The sequence below is a fragment of the Lysinibacillus sp. VIII_CA genome (genome assembly GCF_049943995.1).
Classification (GTDB): domain Bacteria; phylum Bacillota; class Bacilli; order Bacillales_A; family Planococcaceae; genus Lysinibacillus; species Lysinibacillus pinottii.
Genome location: NZ_JBNFXM010000019.1, coordinates 68,519 through 87,143, shown reverse-complemented (window position 1 = coordinate 87,143; position 18,625 = coordinate 68,519). Strand labels below are relative to the sequence as shown.

Here is an 18,625-nt window from a genome sequence, read left to right as displayed (position 1 = left end):
CAGGATCAAACTCTCCATAAAAGAAATTTGATTAGCTCAAATTGTTTTGCTGGCATCATTTTGATGTCCAAAATTTTATTTCGTTCACTAGCTAGGCTAGCTACTTAAAACTTTATTGATTACGTTTTGCTTGTTCAGTTTTCAAGGTTCATTATTTAAGTCGTTTTTTTCAGCGACTTCTTTATATTAACATCTCACTCAAAACATGTCAACTATTTTTGAAAAAGTTTTTTATGTTTTTCATCGAGTTACTTGTTATGTCTTAGCGACAATTAATATAATACAATATCATTATAATATTCGTCAACTACTTTTTTAAAAAAATATCGAGGTATTTTTTAGATACCTCGATTACAAGCATACTACAGTCATTGACCAATTTCTAGAGCTTCTTTATCGACCTTGTAATGACGGTGAAAGATCATCTCGTTTTTCGCAGTAACTGGCTCTATATGAATATACCCCTTATCCACTAAGTATTCGACAAATACTTCTAAATCAACAGAGTAATTCATGAGTTCATGATGGTCATGTAGCTCTTGAATCGACCATGTTTCTTTTGTTTGCATCACTTCTAATATATGTTGTGCTCCATCTCGTGTTCGAGAATGTATTAAAAACTCACTTGCTAAGAATAAAAGTTCTAAGCGTTTTTCAATTGGCTCATTACTCGTCACCAGTTCTTCGTACAGCTTATAAATCGCTGGTTCAATTTTTTTCACTTGCCCCCATACAGTTACTTCAGGGTATAGACCACTATCAATGATTGATAAACGCCCCAAATGGTGTAAGGAATCAACTACATGATTATATGCATCCAAATAACTGCCCTTATCAAAGTATTCCTTCCCCTCCAAATAACGACGTATTAACTTGGAAAATTGAATGCCTGTCTTAATCTTACGGCCACTATACGGAAATTCCTGTAATTCTATTTTTAGTTTATGCAGGAATTCATTCCGATCAAATAGTACTCTGCCAAAGAAAATCCAATCGACTACCTTCTTATTAGATCCGATTAGAAGCCATTTTCGTATTAGTTTCTCCGTAACCGTATGTAGAGCGACTTTATTTCCTTCATATAAGTAATGTTTTGAAAAGACTGGCTGCTCTGCTTCTTTTACAATAATTAATAAAACAGTATCAAATGTATCTGTAACGTTACTTTGCTCCTCACGTTTTTCCACTAAAATAACGCCTAATGTATTTGACTGACTCGCACGTTCTTGGTATATAGGACGCAATACTTGCTCCATGTTCAGCCCCCCTTTATTCATATAGCTTCCCTTGTTCCGTTAAAAATTCGACATACTCTAAAAGTATTCCTTCTTTGATTTACCTCAAAGCTAAAATACTTTGCCCTTATATGTTATAGTAGATTTTAGATTGGGAGGCAAGATAAATGAAACCTTATAAAAGTAAAATTAATAAAATTCGTTCATTCGCTTTAGCACTAATCTTTATTGGTTTTATTGTAATGTACGGAGGTATATTCTTTAAAAATAGCCCAATATTAGTTTTAATTTTCATGACATTAGGTGTTTTATGTATTATTGGTAGTACAGTTGTCTATGCCTGGATAGGTTTATTATCAACACGAGCCATTCAAGTTGAGTGTCCTAATTGCCATAAACATACAAAAGTTTTAGGCAGAGTCGATATGTGCATGTATTGCAATGAGCCATTAACGCTTGATCCTACTCTTGAAGGTAAAGAGTTCGACCAATCCTATAATCATAAAACGAAAAAATCCTAGCCCGTTAACGAGCTAGGATTTTTATTGTACTTTAGCAGTAACACCTTTACATGATGGACATGTGCCGTATATCTCTAAACGATGCGAATGCACATCAAAGTCAGTTACCTGTGATGCAAAATGCTCTATTTCATCGAGCCCAGGATAATGGAAATCGACGATCTTGCCACAGCATTCACAAATCATATGGTAATGATCATTTGTCACGAAATCAAAGCGGCTTGAAGCATCTCCATAAGTAAGCTCTTTCACAAGACCTACCTCACGAAATACTCGCAGGTTATTATAAACAGTCGCTACACTCATATTAGGAAATTTCCCTTCAAGTGCTTTATAAATTTCATCGGCAGTAGGATGTGCCATAGATTGAATTAGATATTCCAAAATAGCATGACGCTGAGGAGTAATACGTACACCAGTTGTTTTTAACGTGTCCAGTGCATCCTGTAAATGCGTTGTAGACATCGTCATGCACCTCTTCCATAAGTATTATTAATTTATAATTGTTATAAATAGTGTATCCAATTAGCGCTACTTCGTCAACAATCACACATACTAATCCTCTAATTTCATCGTTTTTTTCTTAATATCCTCTCGATAGCTCCATGACATTTTCTAAATCTCTGTCACCTCTTAGCCATTTTGTTAAGCTGGGCTTAAAAATTTCTAAGCTTCGTTCCACATAACGAGATGAATGGCTTGAGACATGTGGTGATACTATGACATTTGGCAATGCCCATAGTGGATTGTCTGATGACAGAGGTTCTTCTTCAAATACATCCAAAACGGCATATCCTATTTCTCCATCTTCGAGCGCCTGAATGAGTACCTTTTCATCAACTAAATTCCCTCGGCCAAAATTCATGAAAATTGCACTGCTCTTCATAGCTATAAAATGTTCTTCATTTAATAAATGCGTTGTTTCTTGTGTTTTTGGCAACACAGAAATGACAATATCAGCACTCGGCAAAACTTCTATTAATTGCTCAAAGCTAATCATCTTATCCATGTTTGACGCTTCATTTCCAGAGCGATTGCAGCCAATAGTCGTCACACCAAAGGCTTGTAATAAGCGCCCCACTTCCGAGCCAATAGCGCCTGGACCTAAAATAAGCGCTGTACTATCTCGTAATTCAGTTTGTTTGGCTTTTTTTGACCATTCACCTTTCTTTTGTTGCTCATACATCCAAGGTAAAGCACGTTTAATGGCTAAAATATGGGCTAGCATTGATTCTGCCATAGGTGTTTTATGGATACCTCGTACATTAGAAACTAAAATACCACGCTCCATAATAGCTTGAGCAGGCATTTTTTCAATGCCTGCTGATGCAACAAAAATCCATTTTAACTTCGTCGCCTGTTGGATGCTCTCTGTTGTTAAATCCTCACCATATGTAACTAAAACATCCGCTTTTTGAAGCTCTTCATTTGTTATTCCACTTTCAAATATAAAATCGACTTGTGGGAATTCTGCTAATAATGGTTCCCGTAAATCTGGTCTTGGTTCAAAAGTAAAATAGATTCTCATGTTGTCGCCTCCTGTTCTGCTAAATAGGCATAAACTTCTTCAATATGATTTTTCACACGTACTTTACGCCAAGCTTTCATTAACTTACCCTCCGAATCAATTAAAAATGTGGAACGCTCAATCCCCATAAATTCACGTCCATACATTTTCTTTAAGACCCATACACCATACGCCTCCGCTACAGCATGATCTTCATCTACTAATAAAGAAAAAGGCAAGCCATGCTTATCAATAAATTTTGTATGTTTGTTTGCATCATCTGGACTAACGCCTAGAACAACAGCGTTTAAATGACTAAAGTCCTCAAACCTATCTCGAAAATCACATGCTTCAGTTGTGCAACCTGGTGTCATATCTTTTGGGTAAAAGTATAAAATTACATTCTGTCCTTTAAAATCAGTTAGCTGTACCGTCTCTCCCTTTTCATTCATAAGAGAAAAATCGGGTACCTTCTGTCCTTCTTGCAAAGTCATAATAATCTCCTCCTCTGTATATTCATTTTACTCCAAGTAACAAATCAAGTCATATTCCTTATTTTCTTTGGATTTCTGACACTGATAGGTCTACAATAGAGTACGTATAAAAAGTTAGGAGGCAATACTATGAATCACGCAAAATCTGAAGCAGTACACGCAGAGGCGTTACAACATATCGTTGGTGGTGTAAATAGCCCTTCTCGTTCATATAAAGCAGTAGGCGGTGGTTCTCCTGTGGCAATGGTTCGAGGAAAAGGCGCATATTTTTGGGATGTAGATGGCAATCGTTATATAGATTATCTTGCAGCATACGGTCCTATCGTTACAGGTCATGGGCACCCTCACATTGCTAAGGCTATTACACATGCTGCTGAAAATGGCACATTGTTTGGAACGCCGACTGAATATGAGGTTACTTTTGCAAAAATGCTAAAAGAAGCCATTCCGTCTATGGATAAAGTACGCTTTAACAACTCTGGTACAGAAGCTGTTATGACAACTATTCGTGTTGCACGTGCCTATACAGGACGTACAAAAATAATGAAATTTGCCGGATGCTACCATGGTCATTTCGATTTAGTTTTAGTAGCTGCTGGTTCAGGTCCTGCTACATTAGGAACACCAGACTCAGCAGGTGTAACGACTTCTACAGCTGAAGAAGTTATTACGGTACCTTTCAATAACCCTGAAGCTTTTACAGAAGCAATGAATACATGGGGCGATGAAATTGCAGCTATTTTAATTGAACCTATCGTAGGAAACTTTGGTATTGTTGAACCGAATCCTGGCTTCCTTGAATTAGTACACGCTACGGCCAAAGAAAAAGGAGCCTTAACAATTTACGATGAAGTTATCACGGCTTTCCGCTTCCACTACGGTGGTGCCCAAAACTTACTTGGCCTAACACCTGATCTAACAGCACTTGGTAAAGTTATTGGTGGCGGTTTACCAATTGGTGCATATGGTGGTCGTAAAGAAATTATGGATACAGTCGCACCACTAGGTCCAGCTTACCAAGCCGGAACGATGGCCGGAAATCCAGCATCTATGCAAGCAGGTATTGCGTGCTTAGAAGTGCTACAAACACCAGGCATTTACGATGAAATGGATCGACTAGGCGGGATTTTAGAAGAAGGGATTTTAGCTGCTGCTAAAGAGCATGGAGTAACCATCACATTAAATCGTCTTAAAGGGGCGCTGACAATTTACTTTACAGATGTGAAAGTAGAAAACTATGAGCAAGCCGAAAACTCTAACGGTGAAATTTTTGGTCGCTTCTTTAAACTAATGCTTGAGCAAGGCGTTAATCTAGCTCCTTCTAAATATGAAGCATGGTTCTTAACTACAGAGCATACTGAAGCAGATATTCTTGAAACAATTAAAGCTGTGAATTACGCATTTTCTCAATTATCATAATGGGTATGCAAAGGCGACTTTCTATCATAAGTCGCCTTTTTCTTATTCTTGCATACAAATCTATGTATTTTATGTGCACTTCCTTCTATAATGTAAAGAAGCTAAAAAATATGAGACAGAAAGGACATCTTTATGAAATTAGGTGCCCGTGTATTTAAAACTGGTGTCGCTATCGTATTTGCCCTGTTTATTGCAGAGCTGTTAAAACTACCTTCACCTGTTTTTGCTGGAATTGCAGCTATTTTTGCGATACAGCCTTCTATTTATCGCTCTTATCAAACCATTGTAGAGCAAGTTCAAGCAAATATTATAGGTGCAACCATTGCCGTCTTTTTCGGCTTACTTTTTGGCCATCATGTGGTTGCCATTGGCATAGCTGTCATAATAGCTATTGGTTTAATGTTGAAATTTAAACTAGAAAAATCTCTTTCGTTGGCGTTGGTATCAGTCGTGGCCATTATGGAATTCCAAGGAGAAGACTTTTTAACGTTTGGTTTAATACGCTTTGTTACTATATTAGTCGGGGTGTTAGCAGCTTTTGTCGTTAATCTTGTTTTCTTACCACCGAAATATGAGATTAAACTATTCCGCAAAATTTATATTTTGCAGGATGATATTATTCGTTGGACGCGACTTGCAGTACGGCAGGCTTCTGAGCATACATCTACAAAGGGCGCATTAAGTAAATTTAAAAGCCGTATGTTACGAGTCGATACGCTGTATGATTTATATAAAGAGGAGCGTAATTATTTCAAAAATAAAAAGTATGTAAAAGCACGTAAATTGGTCGTCTATCGTCAAATGATCTTAACTTCCAAAAAAAGTTTAGAATTGCTACAACGATTGCATAACCACGAAAACGAATTAGCTAAGCTACCTACGCAATTTCACTTAATGATTCAGGAACGGCTTGATTCCTTATTAACGTATCACGAACAATTGCTCTTAAAATATACTGGGAAATTAAAGCCTGAACATTCTGAGTGGAGTAAAAGCATCGACTATGTTCAACGCAATGAACTAATGGAAATTTTCATTAAGCAAGTAAACTTTGCTCGCGAGGAAGGCGATACGGAATTTTCTAGCTATCACTTACTCTATATTTTATCGAGGATTCTAGATTATGAGGAAAATTTAGAGCATCTAGATACACTGATTGTTTCATACCAAAGCTACCATGGCCATGAAATTAATGTAGAATTTGAAGAAGAATTCATCTAGCAACCACGTAAGCGACAGATCCACATACAGCGGATCTGTCGCTTTTTACTACAAAAAAAAACCTCCAAGTAGAATTCTACTTAAAGGTAAAATTAAGGACGTAACGCAAGCAGCTGTTGCTCTGCTAGCTTACGTTTACTTGTCTGCTCACTCCGCAAATGCTGGTAATTAGCAATACCTGTAACAATTGTATCCCACATTTCTTCTAGCGTCTGTGTTTTATCCGTCTGCTGAGCAAGAGCTGTGCTTAGGTGAACCGCTTCGTTGCTAGCTTCCCCAAATTGCTTCACTCGATTTTCAAAGGCAGATGCTGATTGATTTTGTAATTGTTGACGTCTTTCATTCACAGCATTCATCAGCCCCATTTTAAAAACAGGAATGGTTTTAACAAATGCGCCATGAATCTGTTCAATCAGCTCATTATTCCCATGACGTAGCATCTCAATTTGTGGAGCTGTTAAGATGGCAACCATTCGTGATTTCTCCAACTCATCTATTTTTTGTTGAAGCATTTCAGCAATTGTCTGTAAACGATTAAGCTCCATTTTGGCTACCTGATTACCTGCCTCACCCTGTTCCTCATATAATGGGATTAATGTTGTTTGCACCTCATGTAATTTCATATCAGTAGCTACGATATATTTTTCTATATCAAGGTAAAACATCAAATCTTCTTTGTATAACCGAGCGAGTAATCGATTATCCTTCGCTAATTCCTCTTCCATAAGCACAAATTGGTAATGAATTTTTTCTATATCTCTACCGAGCACATTGTATTTCGCATATACATCCTCTTCATTTTTTGATTTACGTGTAAATAGCTTCTTAAAGAAACCCTTTTGTTCAGCAAAATCTTTTTTATCGAATGTCAGCATTAAGGATTCAAGCTGTTTAAATAATTCATTGGATTCAAAAGTAGCTGATTGGGTCACTATAGCTAGAACTTGATCTGCAAATTTTGATAATTTGGTAGCTGGTTCTTTTCCCAACTCTATTAGCTCTAGCTGATTTTTTATATCAATCTGATGAGCAATTTGTTGAACCTCTTCATGTTCTCGTAATTGTTGTTTGACGGCATCTGCTGTTTCTAGTGTCAGTTGCTCAAGCGTCATTGGGATGTTTGACATGGCCGCCGCCTCCTTCCTATCATCAGAAAAAGCGATTAAAGAGCTTTTTAATAATTTTATCCGGTGCCGCTTTTTGCTGCGATGGTTCTTCATAAGGCAAATCAAATAACATATGCTCTAAACGATGCACATCATATGTGTCCTCCAGCAGATGCTTTTCTAAATCTAATTGTCCAGTCGGATTATAAAAAATGATATCCATACCGAAACGATTTAAAAATGCTAATAAGGCAATATCTTCGCGCGATAATGCAGGTTGCTGCGGCGCTTGATACATAATAATCTTCGGTATCTCTTGTGAATAGTCGAAGCTTTGCAATAATCGCAGTATTTCTTGAGGAATCATTGTCAGCTGCTTAAATACAAATAACTGTAAATCATATAAAGTCTCATTTGGTTGCTGTTTTAACATTGGTTGCTCACAAGATGTTTTGATCGTATGCGCAATGGCTTGTTGCAGCTCCAATGATAATTCACCATACTGCCACCAATCACTTTGTATAATACGTTCTGCTGAAAGTTCACCATTTACTAAGCAATGTTTATAGTGAAAATGAAAGTTGGCCTTGCTTGTTTTTGTAAAAGGAAATTCCTGCACGAAGATAGTTTGTGGGTTTATTAATAACTGATGCATGAAATGCCAGTATTCCTCACGCTGGCTTGAGACTCCGCTGATTTTTGCAAAGATGACAGGAATCACTACTTCATTTCCATTGACATCAAATTGGGGTCGTACCAATGCCTTTTCCTTCGCATAAATAAAAATATCATCATAGGTCATACGCAAAGTTAGTGAGCGTGGCATAAAATCTTTGAATTGCCACGGTCTATAGACTCCTGATTGCTGGTCATGCATTAATTGTTCAAAATGCTGACTAGAACGATAGCCTACAGTTGCCTGACGATCACGGAGCTTGTCAGGAAATGGCTGTAATGATGTTTGGCTTGTATATGAATAGCTGATGGAAAAATCATCATTAGGATCCACCTCAGCAAATTCATCTACTTTTGCTGGATGAAATATTAATACATCACAGCCAAGTTCCATTAGGAGTAACAAAAAATATCGCTGACTAACAGTGGCTTCTCCATACCAAACAACTTTAGGGAAATCATCGGTTGGCTTCAAAGCTTTAGCCCATTGAATCCAATGGTTTTTTAACCACTTCACCAGATCAATTAAGAAACGACGAAATTCATTGGAAAGTAAACCTAGCGATTGTTGATGTTGAAATAATTCTATAACCTTAATAGTCGTTAGCTGTAAATGTCGATTCATAATGCTGTCATCATGTTTTGGAATCAGTTGATACCCATACATCATCGCCACTAAACGATTAATGGTAAGTCCTTTAGGTGTTTGCTGATGCTGCGATAAAATATTTTGTATGGCTTGAAAGTCTTTTTGTTCAATGTGCTTATTTAATTCTTCACTTAAAATATGAATATTTTGGTTTTGAGATAAGGTATATAATGAATTAAAATATTCATCTTCCTCGATTGGTACGCCTAAAACGCGTAGAGCCATACGGCTAAAACTTATTTGTTGTGGTGTTTCCTCATAAAATGCACGATTCTTTGGTGAATCTTGAAACGCCTGTAGCCAATCATCTTGATTACGCTCGACTATTGTTTTTATTGTGATTGTTTGCATACAAACGCACCCCCTAAAAAAATCATCCTTAAGCTTAATTCAACGGATATATAAATTTAATCAATATTATTTTCTTCATATTCTCTAGTAATTTTTGAAAACGTTAAACGTAAATAAAATCAAAACTAACATCCCAAAAAGGCAACCAAGTAAAATAAGAAGTTTTATCCCACTATCACATAAGTAAAACTCCTGTAAAAACCTAAGATGCTTGCAGCCATTACTTCGAAAAACCTCATGTTCATTCCACCTTCGGCACAACAACTTGGTTGTATGCTAACGAGGATGTACTTGATGAAAAATTATTACATCACATTTGCATCTGTGAAGATACTGATGATTTAGCGGTAGCGAAAAAACTATACTACTGTTTGTTGTGTAGCATGCTGTAAAACAGCCTGAAGCAAATGCTTGGTAAATGCTTCACCCTCATACGGCGAGTATGTTGTATTAAGTAGTGTTTCTGGCTGTTTATCCTTTAAATCACCATGGTTTGGTGTAAAAGCCACATCAGCCATCTTCAACATGCCATAATCCATCATAGAATCGCCTGCTGCTATATGCACATCGTATGTACAAAACTCCATCATATATTGTATGGCAGCTTCCTTGGTCAAAACCTTTGGCATGAAATATAGTTTTTTCCCTTGCAGAAAAACGTACCAACCATGGGTATCGAATTCTTGAATCATGGCGCGTAAATCATCCTGTTGTAAAACATCCAGATTTACATGATGGACATAAAAAAGGTCATCTATATAGAAAGAACGTTGTAGCCATGTATCAGATTTGATGGTGTGAAATAGTTGTAACATATCCTCACGTGGAATTGAAGAATCTTCAATACGTCTACCTAATGTTTTGGTCCATTTGTCGCATGGCTGACCCTTTTCTAATATTGTACCCCCATTGCTCGTAATTGCAAAAGAAGGGTTCAGGTCATTTATAAAATGGATTCTTTTATATTGATGCAACGCTCTAGTTGTAACAGGGACAAATAGTGTTTGCTGATGAACCTGTTGCAATAAAATAGCTGTTTCTTTTGTCATCATGCTCATCTTTTCATTAGCCTTATGTTCAACGACCACTTTATCTGAAATAGGCGGAAACATCTCCATCATGCGTTTAGAATAAATCAGTGTTCTATCTAAATCTGATGTGAATAATATCATTTTGAACTCCTCTATAATTCTTTTATTAAGCCGCAACATGCGTAGGACATATGCGAATATTCTTCTAATACTACATTTTTTTCATGAGCTAATAATAAAATATGCTCTAGCTCATCCTTATACTGTGGATTAATTAAGATTTTCCAAGGTATTCGTCGCAATAAAACTCGGGTCGTTTCTCCAACACCTGGTTTAATAAGGTTAATGTTTTCCATGTCAAAATCCAATTGAATATTTTGGACCGATTTCATACCTGCCCACGTAATAAGAGAGGTAGCTTCATCCTGAAGTTGACTGGTAATTTCATTCCGTACTTGCTTGAAGCATGCGACTATACGATTTATGTACAAGTTCGAGACATCCATATCTTCTAATTCTTTATAGTATTTTGCTCCATGGAAGTCGTCCTTATCCATAAACTGCAAATTTAAAACGGTTCTGCTTACCAAGCCAGAGACAGTTGAATTTAAACAAGCAGAAGGAATTAAAAAATCATCGCGAGTTCCAAAAATCGTAGCACAATGCCCTGGATCTGCTAATACAGCTAGATCCGCTTTTAACTGCGTTTGATATTGTTCATTAAACGTTTGACAAGATTGAATCAATTCTTTGGTTATAGCGCCTTTTCCCGTCCAACCATCAATAAATTGAAGACAGCCTTGAGGATGTTCTGAAAGAATGTAACGTATCGCCGCCTCATCAAATCCACGACCACGCAAAATAGAAATAGAATAATGTGGTACATCCACCTTATAGTTCATTGATATGTAACGTTTAATTAAAATACCGATTGGCGTACCTGCTCTGGCTAAACTTACAAGTATTAAATTTTCTAACCCTCTACTTTTGACGATACGTTCTGCTACTACCCCAGCAGCGATAGCAATTCTATCCGCGAAAGCATCCAAGGTTTTATAAAATAGCTTCATATATGTTTTAGATGGTTGATATTCCATTGGTAACATTTCAGAGTAATGCGTACCTGCTTGAATAAGCTGTTCCCGTTTTTCATTACCCATCTCTAGAAAAACATTTCCAATATCACGCAATAAAAAAATTACGTCCTCTCGTGCATAGCTACCCATGTTATCTGGCTGTAAAGTCGATGTCATCATACTCCCTCCAACTCATGCATACAAATCACATATACCTTCGCCCCACTAACCGACTGAAGAGCTGCCACCATTCGATCTACTACCTCTTTATTGGATATACGTTCTATTATTAGAAAAAGTTCCGTATATAGTTGACTCTGGACATTATATAAATAATTTTCAACCCCGTTATTTTCGGGACTCTCAAATACAATTTTTTCTGTAATTGTATAATCTACATCGTCTGTACAATAAATAGGACTGCGAGTTGATGATTGGAAATAAACACCTTCCCCTAAATAGGATGCAATTTGCATAGGTACATACATAAACTCACCTGTTCCAATCACCAAAGCTGGTCCATCCGTTCGTAGTTCCTTTAATTGCTTGGCGATGGCTTGTAACATGTTCATTTGTTCAAAATGCTGTTTTGATGTTAGCATAAATCTTCCTGTTGCTTTTAGGTACGGCTGATTGTTTATTTTGCCATTCTCTGCAACAGAATAATAGAAAAGACGATCTATGGAGTCTTTAATGGGCAGTAGAGTGATATCCCTAGTAGCAATAGTCGTTACCTTCGGCTGTACACTTGTTAAACTAGGTACTCCTGTACAATTGAATGTCCCACACATTATGGAGATAAATTTAATAGAAATTTCCCATTGCTCTTCTAATTGCTGAAAGACTATTCGCTGCTGCTCTGATCGCCAATCTAAAATAGATAGGACGACGTACTGTTTAACATCAGGAAACTTCTTTTTTAATGTTTCAATTATGTTGATGACCGTATTCCCAGTCGTAATTTCATCATCTATTAATACGATACGCTTAGCTTGCTGTAAAACATTAGGTTCCTCTGTATAAATTCTATGGCTTGTCGCATGGGAATGTTCTTCCTCGAATGTGACAAATGGTTCAATATGAGGAATAACTTCACGAGTAGTATGGATATACATAGCATTTGATTGAAATGCATTAAATACGGCATGCCCAAGTGCAGTGGCCGTCTCCGCAAATCCAATAAACAATGTCTTATGTGCTAACTCTACGCTTCCTTTCACAGAATTTTGTAGCTCCTCTAAATTTATGCCTTCTTTTAAAGCTTGAACAACAGGCGTAATCGTATTGACTTTTTGATTATTACCTTGCTGGTCGTACATCATAGCTAAAAGAGCTCCTGTTAGTAAAGGGATTTGCGGTCGAACAGCCAAATGCTTGCCAAGCACAGTGCTTATAAATAAAAATTGTCGCTTCTTATTAATACGAGCAGCCATTTGAAATAAATCTGTTAGCGCAAAATCGTGTGGGTTATGGGTGATTTCAATGTCAATTGAATAGTTTGGTAAAATAGTAAGTTTACTCATTTGTTGTTGCATACATATGACCACCTAGTTCTGAATTTAATAATAGGGAGGCGAAATCCACAGTTTCATGATAAACGCCATAGACATGTGCCTGTTTTAAAATACGTTGTGCCCACCGCATATGTGGTTTGATTTCATTCATTTTATTAGCATAATGACTTTTCATCACACCTTTACTACCATCATTATGTTCCACAATACTAAGTGCATCTAAATACTCCTCATATGAAATAGCGTATAGTGCATGCACAACACGGATATGACTTGGATGAATCACCGTTTTACCCACAATTCCATTTTGTTTGTCCATTAAAACTTCCTTTATTAGTCCATCTAAGCAATCGTCTAATAACGCTTTCCTCGTTTCAAGCGCACCCTTCTCACTAAATGGCGTCATGCGTAAGGCTGGTTTTAACACACGCTGATTACTAAAATACTCCCATACTGGCCCAGATATCACAAAGCCATCTTCCTCACGCCCTAAAACATTCACTATATCCGCTATACAATCCCTTATTAAGCTAATGTCATATATGGTCGAGTCCATACGGCGGCGAATTCCATAAATTCCACAAAAATCAGTAGCGCCAATTCGTATATTCAACACCCTTGATTGGTACTGCTGTAAAACCGATTTAATGGCTAATAATGCCTCCATACGAGATTCTTTATAGAGTACCTCCCTACTTTCTAAAATTGGCATCCCGTATAAGGTAAGATTATTCTCTAGAATTGTTTTCTCAAGAAGCTCAAAATATTGTGCCCCTTGTGTTGCTGTAAATTTCGGAAAGACATACCCAGTTAAAACTTCCTGCTTCTCTTTTAAACTAGAAGTTAAATAATTAAATTGTTCAACATGACGCACACGAATAAAAAGTAAGGGAATATCTTGGAGTAGCAATTGTTTTTGGTGATAGAGTTTGTATAATTCGCTAATGTCTTCAAGCAATTTTGCCTCACAATCACCTAATTCTGAATCCCCCACTGCATCCTCTAAATCAATGACAAGTGACGTGAGTTCTTTATATTTTTGTGATTGAATCAAACCTACAATATTAGGCATGGAAGCGGGCATATACAAAGTAGCCCCTAGTGCATAGGATAAAATATCTGGCGTTGCCCATTTCGTAAAAGGCTGCGGCTTCTTATAAAAAATTGTCTCTGCTTCTGTTGCAAAGTGTTGCATCTAATCCACTCCCCTATAATTATGCCTTTTGTAAAAAAAGCACTGTATCAGCCTGTTTATACAGACCAATACAGTGCCTTGTTACACTGCTGTTTTCTAATTCATCCTGTGTACAACAAATGTCAATAAGAACTCAATAAGAACTCAATAAGAACGCAGCAATTAGAATAATGAAAAATGCTTCATGTAATAGATGGAATCCAAAAATATGCGCAAACATATTCCATACAATAGTCGGAATTAGTATATAAGCACTCGTTTCAAGCTCTGACACTCGTTCAATTAAACATAGGAATACAAGAGCAATCGTATGCATCATGAGTATTCCTACATCCCGCCTACTAATAGAACCTATACTTTAAAAACTGTGCATATGTACTTAATATCTCATTAATTACATCCACACAAAAACCTCGTCATATACCTAGTTATTGTAGGCCATATGCGTTGATTAATGCTGCTAAGCCACCTTGATAGCCTGAGCCTATTGCGGCAAACTTCCACTCGCCATTATGACGATACAGCTCACAAAATACTACGGCTGTTTCAATACTGAAATCCTCGCCTAAATCATAACGCAATACCTCTGCTCCTGACTCTTCATTTGTCAAACGAACATAAGCATTTAGGACTTGTCCAAAGTTTTGATGACGTCCCTCTGCATCATAGATAGTGACCGTTACAACAATCTTGTCAATTTGAGGAGATACTTGCTTTAAGTTGACAAGGATTTTTTCATCATCCCCATCCCCTTCCCCTGTGCGGTTATCACCCGCATGAACAACTGATTGGTCTGGACTCGCTAAATTATTGTAAAAGATAAAATCTTGTTCATTACGACACTTGCCCGATGCATCTAGTAAAAATACAGATGCATCAAGGTCAAAATCTTGCCCACCATCAAACTGTTTGACATCCCAGCCTAAGCCAATGCCGATGTTGTTTAAACCAGGGTCTTGCTTCGTTAAATCAATTCTTTGCCCTTTACTTAATTGGATAGCCATTCAAAATCTCCCTTTCCGTCCAAAGATGAAAATTTAGTTTACGTTCAAGCCGTAGTCATTACATAAAGCAGCTAAGCCACCTTGATAGCCAGCACCTACTGCGTTAAATTTCCATTCTCCGTTATGACGATATAATTCACCAACTACAATAGCTGTTTCAATACTGAAGTCCTCACCTAAATCATAGCGAATTAGTTCTTGGTTGGATGCAGCATTTACAATGCGAATGTATGCATTCGATACCATACCGAAGTTTTGATTGCGTGACTCTGCATCATGAATAGTTACAGTGAATGCAAGTCGTTGAACATGGGCAGGAACTTGAGCTAATGCAACTTTCACCACTTCATCGTCACCTTCACCAATACCTGTTAAATTGTCACCTGAATGTTCAACTGATCCGTTACCGCCTGTTGTATTGTTGTAGAAAATAAAGTCATTTTGATCTGCTACTTTTCCTGTATCGGCAAGTAAAAATACAGAGGAATCTAAATCAAAATCATTTCCACCATCATATTTATTTGTATCCCAACCTAAACCAACAATTACATTTGTTAATCCCGGATTTGTTTTCGTTAAATCTACCTTTTGACCTTTTTGTAGTGAAATACCCATGCTTTTTCTTCCTCCTAAATAGTCGTTTTATTTTATTGATATCTTCGAACAACGTCGCCAAGTTTGAGATCGTTCGTTCCTGAACCAACTGCTGCGAATTTCCATTCAGTTTGATGGCGGTAAATTTCACCACAGATTAACGTCGTTAAATTCGAATAATCATCACTTAAATTATAGCGAATTAGTTCGCTTCCTGTCCTGTCATCATACACACGGATATATGCATTTCGAATCATACCAAAGTGTTGGTTTCTGCCTGCCGCATCATAGATGTTTACGACAAACACTAGCTTATTAAATTGTGTCGGAACAGACGATAGCTCAATTGTGATTACTTCATCATCCCCATCGCCATCTCCCGTTAAGTTATCACCTGAATGTCGAACAGAGCCACAGTTACTTGTTAATTTGCCAAAGTAAATGACATCGTCCCCAGCTAAAACTTTATCGTCTTGCAGCATTAATACAGAGGCGTCACAGTCAACGCTTCTACCACTGCCACTATTTCTACTAGAAAATAAACCGCCAAGGAAGCCACCACTTTTTTCTTGGCCGACAGGGTCCCATCCTAAACCTACTTTAATCTTGTTTAATCCTGCGTTCCCTTTTGTTAAATCAACACGTTGTCCCTTTTGTAAATTAATTGCCAATTTGATCACCCTCCTAAAATATGTATTCTAATTAAAAGATTATATGTAAAGTCATCATCTACCCAGTAAGATGGCCTTTATTAACCATACTTTCAGTCTAAAATAACGTGACAAAAAATTCAATAAATGGCTCCGAAAGGTTCTCTTTTTTTATTTATTGTTATAGGAATATTTCTATAAAGGACGCTTCACCTGTAAAAGAGTTCCTTTTCGAAAGAGCCGAAAAAAACCTTCTAACTTGTAGAAGGCTCATGAATCTAATTACTAATTTTTCATTTTCGGATCTAGTGCATCACGTAAACCATCACCCATTAAGTTAAAGCCAAGAACCGTTAACATAATCGCTAACCCTGGAAAAATCATTGTCCATGGTGCGTTTAATAAAAACTTCCTAGCATCCGCAAGCATTTTTCCCCATTCAGGTGCTGGTGCTTGCGCGCCTAGACCAAGGAAACCTAATGCCGCCGCTTCAATAATGGCAGTTGCAATAGCTAGCGTCCCCTGTACAATAATCGGAGTGATAGAATTTGGCAAAATGTGAGAAAACAGAATTCGTGAATCACGCATGCCAATAGCCTTTGCCGCTACAATATATTCTTCTTCTTTAACACTTAATACTTTAGAGCGGATTAAGCGCCCAAAGTTCGGTATGTTAATAATAGCAATGGCAATTAATGCATTTTGTAAAGATGGACCTAGCACTGATACGACCGCAATCGCCAGCAGCATACTAGGGAAAGCTAGCATAATATCAAAAATACGTGAAATAATCGTATCAATCCATTTCCCATAATAGCCTGCGATAATGCCAAGTAAACTACCAATTATAACGGATAAAATAACGGAAAAAAAGCCTACCCATAGTGAAATCCTTGCACCATGTATGATTCTCGAAAAGATATCCCGTCCAAAATCATCCGTTCCAAACCAATGATCAGCGGATGGTGCCAGTAAACGCTTCGTTAAATCTTGTTCATTGATGCCCTGTGGTGCAATGAAAGGACCAATGACAGCCAGTAAAACGAAGAATATAACGATTCCTGCTCCTACGAGTGAAACTTTGCTCTTTTTAAAGCTACGCCAGCCTTCGAGCCATGGACCTACTGCCCTTTCTCGCACTGGTGCTGCTTCTTTTTTTATATCGATTGCTCCAGTCATCATTGCAACTCCCTTCTACTTGTATTTAATACGCGGATCGACAACTGTATACAGTAAATCCACGATTAAGTTAATCATGATGAAAATAAATGCAACGATTAAAATTCCTGATTGAATCACAGGATAATCCCTGAAGCCAATCGCATCATAAATATAGCGACCAATTCCTGGCCAACTAAAAATAGTCTCTGTTAAAATGGCCCCACCAAGCAGTAATCCTGTTTGTAAACCAATTACTGTTAACACAGGAATAACGGCATTCTTTAAAGCATGCTTATAAACCACAATAAACATTTTTTGGCCTTTTGCTCTTGCAGTGCGAACATAATCTGAGCGCATAACCTCTAGCATAGAAGATCTTGTAATTCTTGCAATGATAGCCATCGGAATAGTTGCCAGTGCGACACCTGGTAATATGAGTCGCTTTAAGACTTCGACGAATTGATCGAAGCGACCTTGAATGAGCGTATCCAATAAATAAAAATGGGTTATGGCGGTTATAGGATTTCGGACATCTTCTCGGCCAGAGGTAGGCAACCAACCAAGCTTACTACTAAATGTCCATTGCTCCATCAACCCAAGCCAGAACACCGGTACAGAAACACCGATTAATGCAACAATCATCGCTGTATAATCAAACCAAGAATTTTGAAACCAAGCAGAAATAATACCAGCATTCACACCGATAACTATCGCAATAATCATCGCAAAAAAGGCGAGCTCAGCTGTTGCAGCTAAGTATGGAAAAATTTCATCTGATACAGGTAATTTTGTACGTAAGGAAACCCCTAAATCTCCCTGAAAAATGCCTGCCAAATAACTAAAATATTGTGTATACCAGGGTTTGTCTAATCCTAAACTTGCGTTTAATGCCTCGACTGCCTCTTTTGTCGCCTGTTGTCCCAAAATAACTTGAGCGGGATTACCAGGTATTGCTCGTATTAACATAAAGACAATAAAAGTCATTCCAAGCAAAACTGGGATTAGTTGAAATAAACGTCTCCCCATATAGTGAAGCATGTTCATCACCTCTCTATGATTTTCATAATCTACTTTGAAGTCTTTATATACTGTTGAAAGGTTGAGCCTTCACCAAACGGTTTTGAATGTTTAGATGAGTGATCTTTCATACAGGAGAAAATGATATGGTTTTCTTATACTAGAAAAGAATCTGCTAGAATTCCACGGCTTACCCGCAGAAAAG

19 protein-coding genes are annotated in these 18,625 nt (G+C 37.4%); 3 read left to right on the top strand and 16 right to left on the bottom strand.

The window, feature by feature from the left end; genetic code table 11:
- Nucleotides 1-368 precede the first annotated feature (368 nt).
- On the bottom strand, nt 369-1,256 hold the full coding sequence (locus ACP3VS_RS19615; RefSeq protein ID WP_031416904.1) for a nucleotidyltransferase-like protein: 888 nt from the start codon (nt 1,254-1,256) through the stop codon (nt 369-371).
- A 146-nt stretch (nt 1,257-1,402) separates the two neighbouring features.
- Here ACP3VS_RS19615 and ACP3VS_RS19610 point away from each other — a divergent pair, with 146 nt between their 5' ends.
- A complete protein-coding gene (locus ACP3VS_RS19610) occupies nt 1,403-1,756 on the top strand; it encodes a YgzB family protein (protein WP_008173457.1) in 354 nt (117 codons plus the stop codon).
- 21 nt (nt 1,757-1,777) lie between these two features.
- Here the strand turns inward: ACP3VS_RS19610 and perR are convergent, their stop codons facing one another.
- The 3 genes from perR to bcp all read right to left on the bottom strand — a co-directional run bounded on the left by perR (nt 1,778) and on the right by bcp (nt 3,757).
- Nucleotides 1,778-2,221 (bottom strand): peroxide-responsive transcriptional repressor PerR, encoded by a 444-nt coding sequence (perR, locus tag ACP3VS_RS19605; RefSeq protein ID WP_031416903.1) that lies wholly within the window; start codon nt 2,219-2,221, stop codon nt 1,778-1,780.
- Nucleotides 2,222-2,339: 118 nt separating this feature from the next.
- Entirely contained in the window at nt 2,340-3,284 is a 945-nt protein-coding gene (locus tag ACP3VS_RS19600; RefSeq protein WP_031416901.1) for a D-2-hydroxyacid dehydrogenase, read from the bottom strand.
- On the bottom strand, nt 3,281-3,757 hold the full coding sequence (gene bcp / locus ACP3VS_RS19595; RefSeq protein WP_012292123.1) for a thioredoxin-dependent thiol peroxidase: 477 nt from the start codon (nt 3,755-3,757) through the stop codon (nt 3,281-3,283). The genes ACP3VS_RS19600 and bcp overlap by 4 nt, the downstream gene beginning before the upstream one ends.
- A gap of 129 nt (nt 3,758-3,886) precedes the next feature.
- On the opposite strand from bcp, the gene ACP3VS_RS19590 reads away from it, so the two are divergent.
- Nucleotides 3,887-5,176: a glutamate-1-semialdehyde 2,1-aminomutase gene (locus ACP3VS_RS19590; protein WP_031416899.1), complete on the top strand. Its 1,290-nt coding sequence runs from the start codon at nt 3,887-3,889 to the stop codon at nt 5,174-5,176.
- A gap of 132 nt (nt 5,177-5,308) precedes the next feature.
- Nucleotides 5,309-6,397, top strand: coding sequence for an FUSC family protein (locus tag ACP3VS_RS19585; protein WP_008173466.1), 1,089 nt, complete (start codon nt 5,309-5,311; stop codon nt 6,395-6,397).
- Between the two features lie 92 nt (nt 6,398-6,489).
- Here ACP3VS_RS19585 and ACP3VS_RS19580 read toward each other — a convergent pair whose 3' ends face one another.
- From ACP3VS_RS19580 to ACP3VS_RS19525, 12 genes are all read right to left on the bottom strand, one after another.
- Entirely contained in the window at nt 6,490-7,524 is a 1,035-nt protein-coding gene (locus ACP3VS_RS19580; RefSeq protein WP_031416897.1) for a toxic anion resistance protein, read from the bottom strand.
- Between the two features lie 22 nt (nt 7,525-7,546).
- Complete coding sequence (locus ACP3VS_RS19575; RefSeq protein WP_036216589.1) at nt 7,547-9,178, bottom strand: YceG family protein; 1,632 nt, start codon at nt 9,176-9,178, stop codon at nt 7,547-7,549.
- A gap of 359 nt (nt 9,179-9,537) precedes the next feature.
- Nucleotides 9,538-10,350, bottom strand: a complete 813-nt coding sequence (locus ACP3VS_RS19570) for an HAD family hydrolase (protein WP_426389683.1) — start codon at nt 10,348-10,350, stop codon at nt 9,538-9,540.
- Nucleotides 10,351-10,361: 11 nt separating this feature from the next.
- Nucleotides 10,362-11,462, bottom strand: coding sequence for a cysteine protease StiP family protein (locus ACP3VS_RS19565; protein WP_426389690.1), 1,101 nt, complete (start codon nt 11,460-11,462; stop codon nt 10,362-10,364).
- On the bottom strand, nt 11,462-12,820 hold the full coding sequence (locus ACP3VS_RS19560) for a phosphoribosyltransferase family protein (protein ID WP_031416891.1): 1,359 nt from the start codon (nt 12,818-12,820) through the stop codon (nt 11,462-11,464). The genes ACP3VS_RS19565 and ACP3VS_RS19560 overlap by 1 nt, the downstream gene beginning before the upstream one ends.
- Nucleotides 12,801-13,994, bottom strand: coding sequence for an HpcH/HpaI aldolase/citrate lyase family protein (locus ACP3VS_RS19555; RefSeq protein ID WP_012292116.1), 1,194 nt, complete (start codon nt 13,992-13,994; stop codon nt 12,801-12,803). Before ACP3VS_RS19555 ends, ACP3VS_RS19560 begins: the two co-directional genes overlap by 20 nt.
- A gap of 133 nt (nt 13,995-14,127) precedes the next feature.
- Nucleotides 14,128-14,313 (bottom strand): hypothetical protein, encoded by a 186-nt coding sequence (locus ACP3VS_RS19550; protein ID WP_012292115.1) that lies wholly within the window; start codon nt 14,311-14,313, stop codon nt 14,128-14,130.
- Nucleotides 14,314-14,422: 109 nt separating this feature from the next.
- On the bottom strand, nt 14,423-14,998 hold the full coding sequence (locus ACP3VS_RS19545) for a TerD family protein (protein WP_012292114.1): 576 nt from the start codon (nt 14,996-14,998) through the stop codon (nt 14,423-14,425).
- A gap of 33 nt (nt 14,999-15,031) precedes the next feature.
- Nucleotides 15,032-15,613 (bottom strand): TerD family protein, encoded by a 582-nt coding sequence (locus tag ACP3VS_RS19540; RefSeq protein ID WP_012292113.1) that lies wholly within the window; start codon nt 15,611-15,613, stop codon nt 15,032-15,034.
- A 32-nt stretch (nt 15,614-15,645) separates the two neighbouring features.
- A complete protein-coding gene (locus ACP3VS_RS19535; protein ID WP_012292112.1) occupies nt 15,646-16,263 on the bottom strand; it encodes a TerD family protein in 618 nt (205 codons plus the stop codon).
- 264 nt (nt 16,264-16,527) lie between these two features.
- Nucleotides 16,528-17,424 (bottom strand): nickel transporter permease, encoded by an 897-nt coding sequence (gene nikC, locus ACP3VS_RS19530; protein ID WP_012292111.1) that lies wholly within the window; start codon nt 17,422-17,424, stop codon nt 16,528-16,530.
- 12 nt (nt 17,425-17,436) lie between these two features.
- Nucleotides 17,437-18,441, bottom strand: a complete 1,005-nt coding sequence (locus ACP3VS_RS19525) for an ABC transporter permease (RefSeq protein ID WP_031416888.1) — start codon at nt 18,439-18,441, stop codon at nt 17,437-17,439.
- Between the last annotated feature and the right edge of the window lie 184 nt (nt 18,442-18,625).

Bases quoted from the DNA above. Each gene is read 5' to 3' on its own strand.
- ACP3VS_RS19590 (WP_031416899.1), top strand. From the start codon at position 3,887: ATGAATCACGCAAAATCTGAAGCAGTACACGCAGAGGCGTTACAACAT.
- ACP3VS_RS19585 (WP_008173466.1), top strand. From the start codon at position 5,309: ATGAAATTAGGTGCCCGTGTATTTAAAACTGGTGTCGCTATCGTATTT.
- ACP3VS_RS19610 (WP_008173457.1), top strand. From the start codon at position 1,403: ATGAAACCTTATAAAAGTAAAATTAATAAAATTCGTTCATTCGCTTTA.
- ACP3VS_RS19525 (WP_031416888.1), bottom strand. From the start codon at position 18,441: ATGCTTCACTATATGGGGAGACGTTTATTTCAACTAATCCCAGTTTTG.
- ACP3VS_RS19600 (WP_031416901.1), bottom strand. From the start codon at position 3,284: ATGAGAATCTATTTTACTTTTGAACCAAGACCAGATTTACGGGAACCA.
- bcp (WP_012292123.1), bottom strand. From the start codon at position 3,757: ATGACTTTGCAAGAAGGACAGAAGGTACCCGATTTTTCTCTTATGAAT.
- ACP3VS_RS19580 (WP_031416897.1), bottom strand. From the start codon at position 7,524: ATGTCAAACATCCCAATGACGCTTGAGCAACTGACACTAGAAACAGCA.
- ACP3VS_RS19575 (WP_036216589.1), bottom strand. From the start codon at position 9,178: ATGCAAACAATCACAATAAAAACAATAGTCGAGCGTAATCAAGATGAT.
- ACP3VS_RS19615 (WP_031416904.1), bottom strand. From the start codon at position 1,256: ATGGAGCAAGTATTGCGTCCTATATACCAAGAACGTGCGAGTCAGTCA.
- ACP3VS_RS19565 (WP_426389690.1), bottom strand. From the start codon at position 11,462: ATGACATCGACTTTACAGCCAGATAACATGGGTAGCTATGCACGAGAG.
- nikC (WP_012292111.1), bottom strand. From the start codon at position 17,424: ATGATGACTGGAGCAATCGATATAAAAAAAGAAGCAGCACCAGTGCGA.
- ACP3VS_RS19555 (WP_012292116.1), bottom strand. From the start codon at position 13,994: ATGCAACACTTTGCAACAGAAGCAGAGACAATTTTTTATAAGAAGCCG.
- ACP3VS_RS19550 (WP_012292115.1), bottom strand. From the start codon at position 14,313: ATGATGCATACGATTGCTCTTGTATTCCTATGTTTAATTGAACGAGTG.
- perR (WP_031416903.1), bottom strand. From the start codon at position 2,221: ATGTCTACAACGCATTTACAGGATGCACTGGACACGTTAAAAACAACT.
- ACP3VS_RS19540 (WP_012292113.1), bottom strand. From the start codon at position 15,613: ATGGGTATTTCACTACAAAAAGGTCAAAAGGTAGATTTAACGAAAACA.
- ACP3VS_RS19570 (WP_426389683.1), bottom strand. From the start codon at position 10,350: ATGATATTATTCACATCAGATTTAGATAGAACACTGATTTATTCTAAA.
- ACP3VS_RS19545 (WP_012292114.1), bottom strand. From the start codon at position 14,998: ATGGCTATCCAATTAAGTAAAGGGCAAAGAATTGATTTAACGAAGCAA.
- ACP3VS_RS19560 (WP_031416891.1), bottom strand. From the start codon at position 12,820: ATGCAACAACAAATGAGTAAACTTACTATTTTACCAAACTATTCAATT.